This is a genomic window from Streptomyces sp. bgisy159 (assembly GCF_965341775.1).
Lineage (GTDB): Bacteria > Actinomycetota > Actinomycetes > Streptomycetales > Streptomycetaceae > Streptomyces.
The window spans coordinates 22,915-38,812 of the sequence record NZ_CBDQZH010000040.1; the positions used below are offsets into that span (position 1 = coordinate 22,915).

A 15,898-nucleotide genomic window follows, 5' to 3' on the forward strand; every position below is an offset into this window, starting at 1 on the left:
AAGTATCCCTGCCGGGACCGACATCCGCACCGGCCTTCACTGGATCTTGATCGGATCGCAGCGTGGCCGAGCGTGACCACCGGGGTACACGTCCGGGGGCCCTGTTCGGTTCCGGCCGGCCGGCGTCGCCGGTACCTGGGAGCGTGGCCGGGGCGGAGGGCCGCCGCCCTAAACCCGCAGGTGCAGGGGAACCCGGCGCACGGGAACCTGGCGCACGCGAACCTGGGCGGCGCGCGCCCCGGCGCCCGCCGCGCGTGCGCCGGGGCGGGCGCGGCACCCGGCCGCTCCCGCGGGGAGACGTTCCCGGGACCGCCGCGCCCCCGTGCGGGCGACGGTGCGGGCGGCTCGGTTCAGCCGCCGTAGTGCGCCCTCACGCGCGCGTGCGCCTCCGGCGGAGCGCCCACCCGGTCCAGCCCCAGCAGCGCCGCCCCCAGCACCGGGCTGGCCCGCACCACCCGGGGTACGGCCTTGGGTGCCCGGGCCGCGAGCAGCCGCCGTATCCCGTCGTCGAGCCGGTGGTGACCGGCGGTCAGGACACCGCCGCCCAGCAGCACCGGGACGTCCTCCGCCAGCAGGTCGAGCCGGGTCAGCGCGACGGTCGCCATGGCCACCACCTCGCCGGCCAGCCGGTCGACGATCCCCCCGGCGACGGCGTCGCCCCCCGCGGCCGTCGCGAACAGCACCGGCGTCAACTCGTGGCGGCGGCGCGGCTCGACCCGCTCCAGGTGCAGCGCCTCGATCAGCGCGTCCATCGAGTCGAGGCCGAAGTGGGCGGGCAGGGTGCGGGCCAGCGCGGTCGGTTCGCCCCGCCCGTCCGCGGCGCGCGCAGCGAACCACAGCGCCTCCTCCGCAAGGCCCCAACCGCCGCCCCAGTCCCCGGAGATACGGCCGAGGGCGGGGAAGCGGGCGGTACGGCCGTCGGGGCGCATGCCGACGCAGTTGATGCCCGCGCCGCACACCACGGCCACGCCCCGCGGCTCGGCGGCCCCCGCCCGCAGGATCGCGAAGGTGTCGTTGCGCACGTCCACCGACGCGCCCCACGCGCGGGCGTGCAGCGCGGCCGTCAGCCGCTCCTCCTCCACCGGGAGGTCGGCGTTGGCGAGGCAGGCCGAGACATGGGCGGCCGTGTCCACACCCGCCGCCCGGTACGCGCGCGTGACCGTCCGCGCGAGCCCGTCCACGGCCCGCTCCACGCCCACCGTCGGCGGCCGGAAGCCGCCCCCGCGCGCGACGGCCAGCACCCGCCCGTCGGCCCCCACCACCGCCACGTCGGTCTTGCTGTTGCCCGCGTCGATGGCGAGGACACTCGCGCTCAGGCCCACGCGAGGTGCTCCCGGTTGTGCGCGAGCAGCCGGTCGGTGAGGGCTTCCGCGTGCGCGTACTGCCCGACCAGGGGATGCGCGAGCAGCGCCCGGAACACCCGCTCCCGGCCGCCCCCGACAGCCGCCTCCAGCGCCAGTTCCTCGTACGCCGTCACGCCCGCCATCAGACCCGCGAACAGCGGGTCCGGCGCGGTGACCGGCAGCGGGACGGGGCCAGTGGGGCCGACGGCGGCCTGCACCTCGATCACCGCGTCCGGCGGCAGGAAGGGCAGCGTGCCGTTGTTGTACGTGTTCACCACCTGGTACGGGCTGCCCGTGCCGCCGAGCAGCGCCGCCGCCAGGTCCACGGCGGCCTCCGAGTAGTAGGCGCCGCCCCGGCGGGCGAGCAGCTCGGGCTTCTCGTCGAGCGCCGGGTCCGCGTACAGCCGCAGCAGGTCCCGCTCCATGGCCGCCACCTCGGCCGCCCGCGACGGCTTGGCGCGCAGCTCGCGGACCACCTCGTCGTGCGCGTAGTAGTAGCGCAGGTAGTACGACGGGACCACGCCGAGGCGGTCCAGCAGCGGGCGCGGCAGCCGCAGGTCGTCGGCGATCGCCTCCGCGTGGTCGGCGAGCAGCCGGGGCAGGACGTCCGCGCCCTCCGGGCCGCCGAGCCGCACCCCGGTCTCCCACGTCAGATGGTTCAGGCCCACGTGGTCCAGGTGGACCTCGGCCGGCGGCACGCCGAGGTGGCCGGCGAGCCGGCGCTGGAAGCCGATCGCCACGTTGCACAGCCCGACCGCCTTGTGCCCGGCGCGCAGCAACGCGCGCGTGACGATGCCGACCGGGTTGGTGAAGTCGATGATCCAGGCGTCCGGGTTGGCGCGGCGCACCCGTTCGGCGATGCCGAGGACCACCGGGACCGTGCGCAGCGCCTTGGCCAGCCCGCCGGCACCGGTGGTCTCCTGGCCCACGCAGCCGCACTCCAGCGGCCACGTCTCGTCCTGTTCGCGGGCCGCCTGGCCGCCGACCCGCAGTTGCAGCAGCACCGCGTCGGCGCCCTCCACGGCCGCGTCCAGGTCGGCGGTGGTGACGATGCGGCCCGGGTGGCCCTGCCGGGCGAGGATCCGCCGGGCCAGGCCGCCCACCAGCTCCAGCCGGTCGGCCGCCGGGTCCACGAGCACTAGTTCCTCGACGGGCAGGGTGTCCCTGAGACGGGCGAACCCGTCGACGAGTTCGGGGGTGTAGGTCGAGCCTCCGCCGACCACTGTCAGTTTCATCGCCGGTTCAGCCCTTCACTCCGGTCAGCGTGACACCCTCGACGAACGCCTTCTGCGCGAAGAAGAACACGAGGATGACGGGGGCCATGACCAGCACCGTGGCGGCCATGGTGAGGTTCCAGTCGGTGTGGTGCATGCCCTTGAACGACTCCAGGCCGTAGGACAGGGTCCAGGCGTCCGGGTTCTCCGAGGCGTAGATCTGCGGGCCGAAGTAGTCGTTCCAGGCGTAGAAGAACTGGAACAGGGCGACGGCCGCGATGCCGGGCTTCGCCATGGGCAGGACGACCTTCAGCAGGGTCCGCAGATCACCGCAGCCGTCCACCTTGGCCGCGTCGACGTACTCGTCGGGGATCGTCGTCAGGAACTGCCGCAGCAGGAAGATCGAGAACGCGTCGCCGAACGCCATCGGCACGATCAGCGGCCACAGCGTGCCGGACAGGTCCAGCTGCCGGGCCCAGAACAGGTACATCGGGATGATCACCACCTGCGGCGGCAGCATCATCATCGAGATCACCAGCATCAGCGCCAGGTTCCGGCCCCTGAAGCGGAACTTGGCGAGCGCGTAGGCCACGGGGATCGAGGAGACGACCGTCAGGACCGTTCCCAGCCCCGCGTACAGCAGGGTGTTTCTCCACCAGAGCGCGAAGCCCGGGGTGTCGAAGACCTTCCGGTAGTTGCCCCACTCCCAGGTGTCGGGGATCAGGTCCCGGCTCAGTGCCTGGCTGTCGTTCATCAGGGAGGTCAGCAGGACGAAGACGAAGGGCAGCACGAAGAACAGGGCGGCCGCCACGCCCAGCGAGTGCACCGCTATCCACCGCAGTGCCGTCGTACGGCGGTTCACTGGTCAGTCACCTGCCTGTACGAGTCCGCCCCGGCGGCGCATCAGCAGCGCTGTGAACGCCGTCGACAGGGCGAACAGGACGAGGGCCACCACACACGCCGAGCCGTAGTCGAAGCGCTGGAAGCCGAGGTTGTAGACGAGCTGGGGGAGGGTCAGGGTGGAGTGTTCCGGGTAGCCGGGCTCGAAGAGGGTGCCGGCGCCCTGGATGACGCCCGAGGCGACCTTCCCGGCGACCAGCGGCTGCGTGTAGTACTGCATGGTCTGGATCACGCCGGTGACCACGGCGAACATCACGATCGGCGAGATGGTGGGCAGGGTCACGTACCGGAACCGCTGCCACGCCGACGCCCCGTCCAGCTCCGCCGCCTCGTACTGTTCCCTCGGTACGTCGAGCAGCGCGGCCATGAAGATGACCATGAGGTCGCCGACGCCCCACAGGGCGAGCAGGGTGAGTGCCGGCTTGGACCAGGCGGGGTCGTTGAACCAGCCCGGTGCCGGCACGCCGGTCTTCTCCAGCAGCGAGTTCACCGGCCCGGTGCTGGGGTTGAGCAGGAAGGCGAAGGCCATGGTGGCGGCCACCGGCGGGGCCAGGTAGGGCAGGTAGAACAGGGTGCGGAAGACCCCGGTGGCCGTCTTGATCTTCGTGATGAGCAGCCCCACGCCCAGGCCGAACGCAACCCGGAGGGTGACCGCCACGAGGACCAGCCACAGCGTGTTGCGCAGGGCGGGCCAGAAGTAGGGGTAGTGCGCGAAGACGTACGTCCAGTTGCGGGTGCCGTTCCACGTCGGCGGCCGGAAGCCGTCGTAGTGCATGAACGAGAAGTAGACGGTCGACAGCAGCGGATACGCGAAGAAGACCGAGAACCCGATCAGCCAGGGGGAAAGAAAGGCAACGGTCCGCAGCGCGGCCCGGCGGCGTTTGGCGGCGAGGGTGACGGTGCGCATCGGCTGGCTACTTCGCCTGGGCGATGTCGGTGTCGATCTGCTCGGCCGTCTCGCGCAGTCCGGCCTTGAGGTCCGTGGCCTTGCCGCTCTCGTAGTCGTAGCCGAACTGCTGGAGCGTGGCGAGGTAGACGCCTCCGTTGACGGTCGCGGGGGCCGTGGTCGAGTGCGGGTTCGCCGCGATGTCGAGGAAGGTCTTGAAGCGCGGGTCGTACGTCAGCTTCGGCGACTTCAGGGCGGCCAGCGTCGACGGCACGTTGTGGATGGCGTTGGCGAAGCCCACCACCGCGTCGGTGTCGGTGGTCATGTACTTCACCAGTTCCCAGGCCGCGTTCTGCTTGCGGCTGGTGGCGGCGATGCCGGCGATGGTGCCGGTGATGTAGCCCTTGCCGTACTCGTCCGCCCGGTCGTCCGGGACGGGCAGCGGGGCGACACCGATCTCGAAGTCCGGCTTGGCCTCCAGAGCCATGCCGAGCCGCCACTCGCCGTCCATCTGCATGGCGACCTGACCGGTGTGGAAGGGGTGCCGGGGGCCCCACTCGTCGCCGAGGCCGGCGCGGAACTTCTCCAGCCGCCGGTAGCCGCCGAGCGAGTCCACCAGCTTCTTCTGCAGGGTGAAGCCGGCGGCGACGGCCGGGTCGGTGCCGACGGTCGACCTGCCGTCCCGGTCGAAGTACGTGGGGGAGAACTGCCCCAGGTAGTGCTCGGTGGTGCTCTCCCAGCCGTGGTAGTTCGGCATGAAGCCGAGCTGCCGGTAGCCGTCGCCCTGGGGGATCGTCAGCTTCCTCGCGACCGTCTCGAACTCGGACCAGGTCTTCGGCGGGGCGGCGATCCCGGCCTTCGCGAACGCCGTCTTGTTGTAGTAGAGCCCGTACGCGTCGCCCAGCAAGGGGACCGTGCACCGGTCGCCGTCGTACTGGGTGTACTCGTTCATCGCCTTCGGGAAGGTCTTCTCCGGGTCGAGACCGGCCTTCTCGAAGAACGGGTTGAGGTCGACCAGCGCGCCCGACGCGCAGAACCGGCCCACGCTGTTCGTGGTGAACGAGGAGATCACGTCGGGCGCCTTGGAACCGCCCGCGCGCAGCGCCTGGTTGATCTTGTCGTCGGTCATGTTGCCGACGACGTTCACATGGATGTCGGGGTGCGCCTTCTCGAAGCCGGCCACCAGCTCCTTGACGGCCTTGACCTCGCCGGGCGCGCTCCACGCGTGCCAGAAGGTGATCGTCGCCTCCCCGGACGCGTCGTCGGCGGCCGTGCCGCCGCTCTGGCCGGTGCAGGCGGTGGCCAGCAGCGAGAGCGCGGTCACCGCAATCAGGGTGAAAGCCGCTTTTCTTGTCTTCTCGGGCATGGCTGCGGGCATGACGGGGCCTCCCAGGGACGGGGCGGTGGATGAGGAGAAAGCGGGGGTGAGGGGAACGCGAGGGGGAGCAGGGGGCGGGTGCGCGCCGTGCGCCGTGCGGTCAGCGGGAGGTGTCGAAGACCTCGTCGCGGGTGGCTGCCAGCGCGCTCTCCAACGCGCCGCGCAGCACGGGGTGTTCGCGTACGTCGCCGACGACCAGCTTCGGCCGGGACGCGGCCAGCTCCGCCAGTTCGGCCTGGACCAGGGCGCGCAGCGGCTCGCCGCCGGCCGTGAGCAGTGCGCCGCTCAGCACGACGAGTTCGGGGTCGAGGACGGAGACGAGCGAGGCCAGACCGGTCGCCAGCCGTGTCGCGTAGGTCCGCAGCAGCAGCTGGTGCTGCGCGGTGTCCTCGGCGGCCGCACGGGCGACCAGCTCGGCGGCGGACTCGGCGTACGGCCCCATGGGGATGTCGGAGAAGCCGAGTGCGGCCGCGAGCTGCGGAATGGCCTGCGAGCCGGCCAGCTCCTGGTAGCCGCCGCTGTTGGCCTTGGTGACATGGCGTACGAGCGGCGCGCCGGGAACCGGAAGGAAACCCACCTCGCCGGCGCCACCGGTCCACCCGCGGTGCAGCCGTCCGCCCAGCACCAGGGCCGCGCCCAGCCCCTCCTGGTTCCACAGCAGCACGAAGTCCTGGTGCCCCCGGGCCGCCCCGAGCCGCTGCTCGGCCACGGCGGCCAGGTTGACGTCGTTCTCGTACTCCACCGGCATCGGCAGCGCGGCGGCGAGCTCGTCGAGCAACGCGGGGGAGTGCCAGCCGGGCAGGTGCGAGGCGTAGCGCAGCCGTCCGGTGGTGGGGTCGAAGGCGCCCGGGGTGGCGACCACGAGCCGGCGCACGTCGTCCCGGGCCAGCCCCGCCGCCTTCACGGCACCGTCCAGTGCGTCGGTGACCTGGCGTACGACCGCCTCGGCGGTCTTGCGGCCCGGCGCGGGCACCTCGTGGGTGCCGACGGTGCGCCCGGTGATGTCGGCGACGGCGGCGAGGGCGCGCTCGGGGGTGACGTCCAGCCCGGCGGCGTACCCGGCGTCCGGGTTGACCTCGTAGAGCTGTGCGTTGGGTCCGGGCCGGCCCTCGCTGGTGCCGGTGGCCAGCACCAGCCCGGCCGCTTCGAGGCGGGCGAGCAGCTGGGAGGCGGTCGGTTTGGACAGGCCGGTGAGCTTGCCGATCCGGGTGCGCGACAGCGGCCCGTGCGCCAGCAGCAGGTCCAGGGCCGCGCGGTCGTTCATGGCGCGCAGCACCCGCGGGGTGCCCGGCGTACCGGCGGTTCCTGCCATGGAGTTCGACACCTGCCTCTCGGCTGCCCAGCTTCCCATACGGCGCCCCTTCCGAGGCGACTGTTAGGAAAGTTTCCTATCGTCGGTGTGCGAGGACGGTAGGGCTTGGCGGAGCAAGGCGTCAAGGGGGTGCTTCCGGCGGCGACACACCACCGCCCCGGCACGAAGGCGCCGGGGCGGTGGTCGGACGGGCGGTCCGGTGCTACCTCGTGGCACCGGGCGGGGTCAGCGGCGCCGTAGCCCGGGACTGCGGGGAGAGGGCGTTGGCGAAGGCCGACGGGGCCGCGATCGACGCCGAGGGGTCCGGCGCGGTCTCCTCCGCCCCGGCCTCCTCCGCCGGGGCGACGACGCTGATGCCGGCCGCGTCCAGGGCCTGCTTCAGGCGCCAGCGCAGCTCGCGCTCCACCGGCGCGGCCTTGCCCGGCATGGTCTTGGCGGCGACGTGCATCACCATCGCGTCCGGCTTCACGCTGTCCAGGCCGAGCACCTCGACCGGGCCCCACAGCCGCTCGTTCCACGGCTCGTCCCGCGACATCGCCTCGCCGGCCGTGGTGAGGACCTCCTTGACCAGCGTCAGGTCCTCGTCGGGGCGCAGGGTGACCTCGACGTGCGCCGTGGACCAGCCCTGGGACATGTTGCCGATGCGCTTGACCTCGCCGTTGCGGACGTACCAGATCGCCCCGTTGTCGCCGCGCAGCTTGGTGACCCGCAGCCCGACCTCGACGACCTCGCCGGAGGCGACCCCCGCGTCGATCGTGTCGCCGACGCCGTACTGGTCCTCCAGGATCATGAACACGCCGGAGAGGAAGTCGGTGACCAGGTTGCGCGCGCCGAAGCCGATCGCCACGCCCGCGACACCGGCGGACGCCAGCAGCGGAGCCAGGTTGATCTCGAAGGTGGACAGCACCATCAGGGCCGCCGTGCCCAGGATCAGGAAGCCCGCCACCGAGCGCAGCACCGACCCGATCGCCTGTGAGCGCTGACGGCGGCGCTCCACGTTCACCAGCAGACCGCCCAGCGTGGTCCCGTCCACCCCCGGCGCCGTGCGGTTCATGCGGTCTATCAGCTTGGTGATCGCCCGCAGCACCACCACCCGGAGCACCGCCGCTATCACCAGGATCAGCAGCACCCGCAGCCCGATCGCGAGCCACGTCGCCCAGTTCTCCTCGACCCACCCGGCGGCGCTCGTCGCGCTCTGCTGGGCGTCCTGCAGCGAGGGCACCGTCACGGCCGGCGTCTCGGTCGACGACGGGGACGGCGAGGGATCGGCGGCCGACGGAGCGGCGAACAGGGACACGGCGGGGTACCTCCAGGTGCGTCGGCCCACCCCCGGCGCTCACCAAGGTCACGAAAAGGTCACCGTACGGGCGGGAAGAACACACTAACGGGGTCCGGGGCGTGCCCCCGCCGGACGCCCGGCGCGCGGAACGTGCCCACCTGCGCTTAGCGGCCCCTCGATCCGGGGGACACATCCAGATGTGGTCGAAAACACTCCCAGCCCGTTACCGGGACATGGTGGCGCGTTCACCAGGCATGAGGGGAGACTGACTGCAGATCGTCCCGGCGCGAGCCACGCGCCGCCGACGCCCAAGGAGGCATCCGTGCCGCATGTCCTGGTCCTCAACGCGTCGTACGAGCCGCTCGGCGTCGTACCGCTCCGCCGCGCGCTCATCCTCGTCCTGGAGAACAAGGCCGTGTGCCTTGAGGAGTCGGGCGCCTTCCTGCACAGCGCAACCGTCACTGTCCCCGCGCCAAGTGTGGTCCGGCTCAAGCGATTCGTCCGGGTTCCCTATCGGGGGCCCGTTCCTCTTACCCGCCGTGCGCTCTTCGCGCGCGACGGCGGCCGGTGCATGTACTGCGGTGGCGTCGCAACCAGCGTCGACCACGTCATTCCGCGCAGCCGCGGGGGCAAGCACGTCTGGGACAACGTGGTGGCCTCGTGCCGCCGCTGCAACCACGTGAAGGCCGACCGTCACCTCGGTGAGATCGGCTGGCGGCTGCGCCACAAACCCGCTCCTCCGACCGGCCTGGCCTGGCGCATCATCGGCACCGGCCACCGTGACCCGCGCTGGCTGCCCTACTTGCAGCCGTACGGCGCGGACGACGCCCTGGCCCGGATCGACGGCATCTCCGCCTGAGGTCCGGGCCTTCGCGCACCCGCCCCACCACCGGGAGGCCGCCGCCGGTCCGGCCGGGGCGGGGCGTCGTCCGTCCCGCGCCGGGCGCCGCCCTTGCCGGTGCCGCCCGTGCTCGACAGTGCCCGTACTCGACGGCCGCCCGCCCGTGCTCGACAGTCGCCGCCGGCGCGCGTCGGACGCCTCGCGCCCCAGCATGGCTGTCGCGCTCCCGCCGTGCTCCCGGTGCCCCGGCATGGCTCTCGCCTCCCTGCCGTACCCTCACCGCCCCGCCATGGTCCTCGCACCCTCGCCGCCCCCCTCGGTAAGCCTCTCGCGCCCCCGCCGTGCCCTCCGCGCTGTGCACGCCCCGGGGCGCGCGGCATGGCGCAGGTCTCCCGCGCCCGGCGTGCGGGCGTGCACGCGGGCGTGTCCCGGGCACGCACGGCGCTCTTGCGGGACGCGCACGCGGCGCACTTCCGCGCCCCCACCTCGCCCCACGCCCCTCCGGCACGGTTGCCGAGCCCCCGCCAAGATGGGACAGAATGTGATGAACAGCGCGTTGTTCCATCAGGTACGTCTGTGGCCGCGCCCACTGGGTAGGGCTGCGGTAATCCCGCAACGGCCCGACTAGGAGGTCACCGTGGTCGCACCCGCCCACCCCCGGCTCCCCATCCACTCCAAACGCCCGGCGGAACTGCCCGTCCAGCGCACCGGCATCGCCGAGCGCACGGCATCCGCCGATCACCGGGCGTCCGCCGCATACCGCGCGTCTGCCGAGTACGCCGACGCAGCCGAATCCCGTGCCTGCGCGTTCAGCGCCGAGAGCGCCTGCACCGAGGCGCCGCTGACCAGCGAACCGCCCCTGCCCGATGTCGAGCCGCTGACCAGCGAGCCGCCGCTCGCCGCCGTCGAGCCGCTGACCAGCGAGCCGCCGCTCGCCGCCGTAGACCCCGACTTCATGAGGTCCTAGATGACCGCGCCAGGGCCGGAGCCGGCCCCGACCGAGCCACCGGACCCGCCGGACGCGAGCGGGGCGCTCTCCGAGGAACTGGCCCGGCTCGCCGACCTGCACGGCGTCGCCACGTCCTACCGCCCCGCCCCGGACCGCACGGTCCCCGCCTCCGTCCTCGCCGTCATCCGCGCCCTGGCCGCCCTGGGCGTCGACGCGAGCGACCCGGAGGCCGTGCGCGAGGCGCTCGCCGTCCGCGAGCGGGACCTGGCACGACGACTGCTTCCGCCCACGGTCGTCGTCTGGAACGGCTCCACCCGGCCGCCCCGGGCCCTGGCCGCCCTCCCCGAGGGCACCCAGCTGCACATCACCACCGAGGACGGCCGGGCCCACGCGCCGATGCCCGCCCCGGGCCCGCCCGCCCACCTCCCGCCCGGCGTCCACGCCCTGACCGCCACCGCCCCGGACGGCCGCACCGCCCGCGCCCACCTGATCGTGGCCCCGGCCCGGCTCCCGGCGCCGCCCGGACGCTCGTACGGACTGCTCGTCCAGCTCTACTCCCTGCTGTCCACCCGCTCCTGGGGCATGGGCGACCTCGGTGACCTGGCCGAACTCACCGGCTGGGCCGGGCGGGCCCTCGGCGCCGGGTTCGTGCAGGTCAACCCGTTGCACGCGGCCGTACCCGGCACCCCCACCGACCCCTCCCCCTACCGGCCGTCCTCCCGCCGCTTCCCCGACCCGGTGCACCTGCGCATCGAGGACATCCCCGAGTACGCCTTCGTCGCCGACCCCGACCGCACCCGCGACCTGCGCGACCGCGCGTCCCGGCTGCGCGCCGCCGTACTGGACGAGGGCGCCCTGATCGACCGCGACGCGACCTGGGCCCTCAAGCGCGCCGCGCTCGACCTGCTGGCCGAGGTGCCCCTGGGGCCCGGACGGCACGCCGCCTACTGCGACTTCCTCGCCGAACAGGGTGAGGCCCTGGAGGACCACGCCACCTGGTGCGCCCTCGCCGAGGTCCACGGCTCCGACTGGAGCCGCTGGCCGGCGGGCCTGCGCGACCCCCGCTCGGCCGAGACCGCCCGCGCCCGCACCGACCTGGCCGACCGCGTCGACTTCCACTGCCGGCTCGCCTGGCTCACCGACACCCAGCTCGTCGCCGCCCAGCGCACCGCGCGCGAGGCCGGCATGCCGGTCGGTGTCGTCCACGACCTGGCGGTCGGCGTGCACCCCACCGGTGCGGACGCCTGGGCCCAGCAGGACTACCTCGCGTCCGGCATGTCGATCGGCGCGCCCCCGGACGCCTTCAACGCCCGCGGCCAGGACTGGGGCCTGCCGCCCTGGCGCCCGGACCGCCTCGCCGCGTCCGGCTACGCGCCCTACCGACGGCTGCTGCGCGCCCTCTTCCGGTACGCCGGTGCCCTGCGCATCGACCACGTCATGGGCCTGTTCCGCCTCTGGTGGGTCCCGCAGGGCGAACCGCCCACCCAGGGCACGTACATCCACTACGACGCCGACGCCATGCTCGCCGTCCTCGTCCTGGAGGCGTCCCGGGCCGGCGCCGTGGTGATCGGCGAGGACCTCGGCACCGTGGAGCCCGGCGTGCGCGAGGCGCTGCGCGAGCGCGGGGTGCTCGGCACCTCCGTCCTGTGGTTCGAGCGCGACTGGGAGGGCGACGCCCGCCCGCTGCCCCCCGACCGCTGGCGCGCCGACTGCCTGGCCACCGCCACCACCCACGACCTGCCGCCCACCGCCGCCCGCCTCACCGGCGACCACGTCGCCCTGCGCGACCGCCTCGGGCTGCTCACCCGCCCGCTGGAGGAGGAGCGCGCCGCCGACGCCGCCGACACGGGGGAGTGGCTGGGCGAACTCACCCAGCTGGGGCTGCTGGCCGGCACCGGCGGCGGCGCCGACCGCGGCTCCGAGGAGGCCCAGATCCAGGCCGTCCACCGGTTCCTGCGGCACACCCCCGCCCGCATGATCGGCGTCTGGCTGCCCGACGGCGTCGGTGACCGCCGGCCGCAGAACCTCCCCGGCACCTGGGACCAGTATCCGAACTGGCGTCTGCCGATCGCGGACGCGGAAGGCCGGCCGGTCACGCTGGAGGAGCTGACCGGGTCGGCGAGACTCCGCGCGCTGGTCGACGTCCTGCGGGATCCCGGGTCCGCGGCTGAGGCCGAGGCGGACGGCGCCGGTACCGGCCACGTGTGACCGGCCTCGGCCACTCATAAGGCACCCCGGGCGAGCCCGCCCGCCCGCCGTTCGCTACCTTGGCACCGTGGACAAGAAGAACGCCCTGCGCGCCGGCGCCCTGGCCGCCGGTACGACGCTGATGATGCTGCTCATGTCGTCCCCCGCGCTCGCGCTCACCCGCGACGACGGCGACGACCCCGGCCCGGGCCTGAGCGTCATCGAGACGCTGGGCCTGTTCGTCCTGGCCCCGCTCGCGCTGTTCGCGATCATCGCGGGCCTCGTCATGGTCCTGGACCGCTCGCAGAAGAAGAGCGACACCACCAGCACCAACATCACCACCAAGGCCGAAGCGAAGGCCTGACCCGCCGCGTCTCAGGACGCGCTCCGCTCCACTCCGAGGGCGCCCTCCCCACCGCCGTACGGCCCCGTGCCGAACGACGACAGGGAGGGCGCCCTCGGCGTTGGTGCGGCGTTGGTGCGGCGCTGCTTCGGCGTTTGCGGGCTCGCTGCGGCTGCGCGGTCGCAGGGCCACGCGGCCGGGCGGTCGGACGGTCACGCGATCGGTCGGTCATGCGGGTGGGTGGTCATGCGGGTGGGTGGTCCTGCGGATGGGTGCCTGTGACCGTGCGGGCGGGGCGGGGCGGGGCGGTCCCGGGCTCACGGGTGCGGCGCCGTGAGGTAGCGCTGGACGGTGGGGGCCAGCCAGGCCAGCACCTCCTGCCGGGACAGCGCCGCGGCAGGCGGGAAACGCAGTACGTATCGGGTGAGCGCCAGCCCCAGGAGCTGCGTCGAGCAGAGCGCGGCACGGATCGGGATCTGTTCCGGGTCCGGGCACACCGTGCGGGCCACGGGCAGCAGCTGCTCACGGAAGATGATCTGCATCCGCTCGGCGCCGGCCTGGTTGGTGATGCCCACTCTCAGCAGGGCGGTGAGCACCTCGTTCGCCTCCCACAGGTCGAGGAAGTGGCCCACCAGTGCCTGCCCGACCTCCTCGCGGGGGAACGCGGTCAGGTCCGGCAGCTTGAGATCGACGGCGATCGCCGCCGCGAAGAGGCCCTCCTTGCTGCCGTAGTAGCGCATCACCATCGAGGGGTCGATGTTCGCGTCCCGGGCGATGGCCCGGATGGTGGCCCGGTCGTAGCCGTCGGCGGCGAAGCGTTCCCGGGCCGCGTCGAGGATCGCGGTGCGGGTGGCGTCGGAGCGGCGTTTGGTGTCCGTCATGCCAACGAGCGTAGGCCAACTCGTGTTGGCCAACCAGTGTGGGCCCTCTGGTGTGGGTGGGGTCGTTCGGCGCGAGCCTTGGCCCCCCGCTCGGCGCGAGCCTTGGCCTCCGGCTCGGCGTGAGCCTCAGCCTCCCGCCCGTGATGCCAACAGTTGTTTGCCAACACCCGTTGACCGCCATCGACGGTGGACCTAAGCTTGCCTACAAGCGTTGACCAACAGCCGTTGACCAACAACCGTTGGCATCAGGAGGCCAAGAATGACCGCGCCCCGCCCCGGCACCCACACCGAAACCCTCACCGAAGCCGCCGCCGGAACACCGCACCCCGTGATCGTCGTGGGCTCGGGCCCCACCGGCCTCCTCCTCGCCGGCGACCTCGCTGCCGCCGGCGTCCCGGTCACCGTCCTCGAGAAGCGCCCCCACGGCATCAGCAACCTCTCCCGCGCCTTCGGCGTGCACGCCCGCACCCTGGAGCAGCTCGACGCCCGCGGTCTCGCCGACCAGCTGATCGCCACCGGCGACACCATCACCGAGCTGAGCCTCTTCCGTCGGCTCTCCCTGGATCTCGGCACGCTCCGCTCCCGCTTCCCGTTCCTGCTCATCACCCCGCAGTACGAGGTCGAGCGGCTGCTGGAGCGGAGGGTGCTGGAGCTGGGCGTCGAGTTCTCCCACCAGAGCGAGGTGGTCGCGCTGCGGCAGGACGGCGACGGGGTCGACCTCGACGTGCGCGGCCCGGACGGGGAGGTCGTCACCCGCCGCGCCGCCTACGTGGTCGGCACGGACGGTCACCGCAGTGCCGTACGGCAGGCGATCGGCGTGTCGTTCCCCGGCGTGGCCGTCATCAAGTCGCTGTTCCTGGCCGACGTCCGGCTCGCGGAGCGGCCCGACGGCGTCCTCACCGTCAACGGCGCCGGCGACGCCTTCGCGATGATCGCCTCCTTCGGTGACGGCTGGTACCGGGTGATGGGCTGGAACCGCCGTCACGAGGTCCCGGACGACGCCCCGCTCGACCTCGACGAGGTCAAGGAGGTCACGCGCCGGGCGCTGGGCACCGACTACGGCATGCACGACGCGCGCTGGCTGTCGCGATTCCACAGCGACGAGCGGCAGGCGCCGCGGTACCGGGTCGGGCGGGTCTTCCTCGCCGGGGACGCCGCGCACGTGCACTCCCCGGCGGGCGGTCAGGGCATGAACACCGGCCTGCAGGACGCCGCCAACCTCGGCTGGAAGCTCGCGGCCGTGGTCAAGGGGCACGCCCCCGAGGCGCTCCTGGACACCTACCAGACCGAGCGGCACCCGGTCGGCAAGGCGGTGCTGCGCAGCAGCGGCGGCCTGGTGCGGCTGGCCCGGGCGCGGAACCCGGTGCTGCGAGCCGTGCGCGGCCTGGTCTCGGCGTTCGTCAACGTGGCCCGGCCCGCCCAGCGCAAGGCGCTCGGGCAGATCTCCGGCATCGGGTACCGGTACCCCGCCCCGCGCGGTGCCCACCGCCTCACCGGCACCCGCGTCCCGGACGTGGCCCTGGCCGACGGCGGCCGCCTCTACGAGGCGCTGCGCGGCGGCCGGTTCGTCCTGCTCGCCCCGGCCGACGGCCCCGGGGCCGACCCGAAGGGCGTCCGCGCCGACGGGGTGACGGTGGCGCGCTGGGCGAGTGCCCGCCGTACGACGGTCCTGGTCCGCCCCGACGGATACGCCGCCTGGGCGTCCGACGCCCCCGACGCCGCCGCGCTGGAGGCCGCGCTCGCCGCGCACGTCGGTTGAGCCCGGCGGCGGCCGGTACCGGCGCGGCTAACGTTCCGTCGCGGACAGCAACTCTCTCAACAGGTCGGCCAGTTGGCCGGCCTGTTCGGCGTCGAGGGCGGAGGACAGGGCCTCCGTCTGGACGGCGAGGCCGGCGCCGACCGCGCGTTCGACGAGGTCGAGGCCCCGCTCGGTGAGCGTCACGCGCAGTCCCCGCCGGTCGTGCGGGTCGGGGGAGCGGCTGAGCAGGCCGGCCCGTTCGAGCTTGTCGAGGCGGCCGGTCATGCCGCCGGTGGTGAGCATGAGCGTCGCGGACAGCTCGCGCGGCGAGAGGGCGTACGGCTCGCCCGAGCGGCGCAGGGTGGCGAGGACGTCGAACTCGCCGCGGGCGAGGCCGAGTGGCGCGTAAGCCTTCTCTATCCGGTCGCCCATCGCCCGCGCGAGGCGGAACACCCGGCCGAACACCTCCATGGCGGCCGTGTCCAGATCGGGCCGGACCGCCGCCCACTGCTCGATGATCGCGTCGACGGCGTCCCCGGTGGCCTGGGGTTCTGAGCTCATGCGCCCAGTATCGGCCGGATTCCCGTTCGCCCGCAAGAAAGCAACTTGCCAGCAAGTTGCTTAGCGCTAAGCTACTCTCCTGTAAG

Annotated in this window: 14 protein-coding genes; 5 read left to right on the plus strand and 9 right to left on the minus strand. The window is 73.3% G+C overall.

What is annotated here, in order from left to right:
- Nucleotides 1-350: 350 nt before the first annotated feature.
- The 7 genes from ACSLTV_RS28605 to ACSLTV_RS28635 all read right to left on the minus strand — a co-directional run bounded on the left by ACSLTV_RS28605 (nt 351) and on the right by ACSLTV_RS28635 (nt 8,330).
- Complete coding sequence (locus ACSLTV_RS28605) at nt 351-1,322, minus strand: N-acetylglucosamine kinase (protein WP_435613134.1); 972 nt, start codon at nt 1,320-1,322, stop codon at nt 351-353.
- Nucleotides 1,313-2,578 (minus strand): 6-phospho-beta-glucosidase, encoded by a 1,266-nt coding sequence (locus ACSLTV_RS28610; RefSeq protein WP_435613135.1) that lies wholly within the window; start codon nt 2,576-2,578, stop codon nt 1,313-1,315. The genes ACSLTV_RS28605 and ACSLTV_RS28610 overlap by 10 nt, the downstream gene beginning before the upstream one ends.
- Before the next feature lie 7 nt (nt 2,579-2,585).
- Nucleotides 2,586-3,419 (minus strand): carbohydrate ABC transporter permease, encoded by an 834-nt coding sequence (locus ACSLTV_RS28615; RefSeq protein WP_432133057.1) that lies wholly within the window; start codon nt 3,417-3,419, stop codon nt 2,586-2,588.
- A 3-nt stretch (nt 3,420-3,422) separates the two neighbouring features.
- A complete protein-coding gene (locus ACSLTV_RS28620; protein ID WP_432157896.1) occupies nt 3,423-4,364 on the minus strand; it encodes a carbohydrate ABC transporter permease in 942 nt (313 codons plus the stop codon).
- Between the two features lie 7 nt (nt 4,365-4,371).
- Nucleotides 4,372-5,709, minus strand: coding sequence for an ABC transporter substrate-binding protein (locus ACSLTV_RS28625; RefSeq protein ID WP_432133361.1), 1,338 nt, complete (start codon nt 5,707-5,709; stop codon nt 4,372-4,374).
- Nucleotides 5,710-5,821: 112 nt separating this feature from the next.
- On the minus strand, nt 5,822-7,033 hold the full coding sequence (locus ACSLTV_RS28630; protein WP_432133055.1) for an ROK family transcriptional regulator: 1,212 nt from the start codon (nt 7,031-7,033) through the stop codon (nt 5,822-5,824).
- Between the two features lie 202 nt (nt 7,034-7,235).
- Entirely contained in the window at nt 7,236-8,330 is a 1,095-nt protein-coding gene (locus tag ACSLTV_RS28635; RefSeq protein ID WP_432133054.1) for a mechanosensitive ion channel family protein, read from the minus strand.
- 304 nt (nt 8,331-8,634) lie between these two features.
- On the opposite strand from ACSLTV_RS28635, the gene ACSLTV_RS28640 reads away from it, so the two are divergent.
- The 4 genes from ACSLTV_RS28640 (at nt 8,635) to ACSLTV_RS28655 (ending at nt 12,653) form a co-directional block, all read left to right on the plus strand.
- On the plus strand, nt 8,635-9,171 hold the full coding sequence (locus tag ACSLTV_RS28640) for an HNH endonuclease (protein ID WP_362765675.1): 537 nt from the start codon (nt 8,635-8,637) through the stop codon (nt 9,169-9,171).
- 694 nt (nt 9,172-9,865) lie between these two features.
- Nucleotides 9,866-10,120: a hypothetical protein gene (locus tag ACSLTV_RS28645; RefSeq protein ID WP_432133360.1), complete on the plus strand. Its 255-nt coding sequence runs from the start codon at nt 9,866-9,868 to the stop codon at nt 10,118-10,120.
- Nucleotides 10,121-12,310, plus strand: coding sequence for a 4-alpha-glucanotransferase (malQ, locus tag ACSLTV_RS28650; protein WP_435613136.1), 2,190 nt, complete (start codon nt 10,121-10,123; stop codon nt 12,308-12,310).
- Nucleotides 12,311-12,377: 67 nt separating this feature from the next.
- Nucleotides 12,378-12,653: a hypothetical protein gene (locus tag ACSLTV_RS28655; RefSeq protein ID WP_432133052.1), complete on the plus strand. Its 276-nt coding sequence runs from the start codon at nt 12,378-12,380 to the stop codon at nt 12,651-12,653.
- A 296-nt stretch (nt 12,654-12,949) separates the two neighbouring features.
- Here the strand turns inward: ACSLTV_RS28655 and ACSLTV_RS28660 are convergent, their stop codons facing one another.
- On the minus strand, nt 12,950-13,513 hold the full coding sequence (locus ACSLTV_RS28660; protein WP_432133051.1) for a TetR family transcriptional regulator: 564 nt from the start codon (nt 13,511-13,513) through the stop codon (nt 12,950-12,952).
- A 259-nt stretch (nt 13,514-13,772) separates the two neighbouring features.
- Between ACSLTV_RS28660 and ACSLTV_RS28665 the strand changes: the two genes are divergently transcribed.
- Nucleotides 13,773-15,272 (plus strand): FAD-dependent monooxygenase, encoded by a 1,500-nt coding sequence (locus ACSLTV_RS28665; RefSeq protein WP_435613137.1) that lies wholly within the window; start codon nt 13,773-13,775, stop codon nt 15,270-15,272.
- 27 nt (nt 15,273-15,299) lie between these two features.
- Here ACSLTV_RS28665 and ACSLTV_RS28670 read toward each other — a convergent pair whose 3' ends face one another.
- Nucleotides 15,300-15,812, minus strand: a complete 513-nt coding sequence (locus ACSLTV_RS28670) for a MarR family winged helix-turn-helix transcriptional regulator (protein WP_435613138.1) — start codon at nt 15,810-15,812, stop codon at nt 15,300-15,302.
- Nucleotides 15,813-15,898: the final 86 nt, after the last annotated feature.

Excerpts from the sequence above, each read along its gene's own strand:
- ACSLTV_RS28610 (WP_435613135.1), bottom strand. The coding sequence starts at position 2,578 with ATGAAACTGACAGTGGTCGGCGGAGGCTCGACCTACACCCCCGAACTC.
- ACSLTV_RS28620 (WP_432157896.1), bottom strand. The coding sequence starts at position 4,364 with ATGCGCACCGTCACCCTCGCCGCCAAACGCCGCCGGGCCGCGCTGCGG.
- ACSLTV_RS28625 (WP_432133361.1), bottom strand. The coding sequence starts at position 5,709 with ATGCCCGAGAAGACAAGAAAAGCGGCTTTCACCCTGATTGCGGTGACC.
- ACSLTV_RS28630 (WP_432133055.1), bottom strand. The coding sequence starts at position 7,033 with ATGGCAGGAACCGCCGGTACGCCGGGCACCCCGCGGGTGCTGCGCGCC.
- malQ (WP_435613136.1), top strand. The coding sequence starts at position 10,121 with ATGACCGCGCCAGGGCCGGAGCCGGCCCCGACCGAGCCACCGGACCCG.
- ACSLTV_RS28660 (WP_432133051.1), bottom strand. The coding sequence starts at position 13,513 with ATGACGGACACCAAACGCCGCTCCGACGCCACCCGCACCGCGATCCTC.
- ACSLTV_RS28665 (WP_435613137.1), top strand. The coding sequence starts at position 13,773 with ATGACCGCGCCCCGCCCCGGCACCCACACCGAAACCCTCACCGAAGCC.
- ACSLTV_RS28670 (WP_435613138.1), bottom strand. The coding sequence starts at position 15,812 with ATGAGCTCAGAACCCCAGGCCACCGGGGACGCCGTCGACGCGATCATC.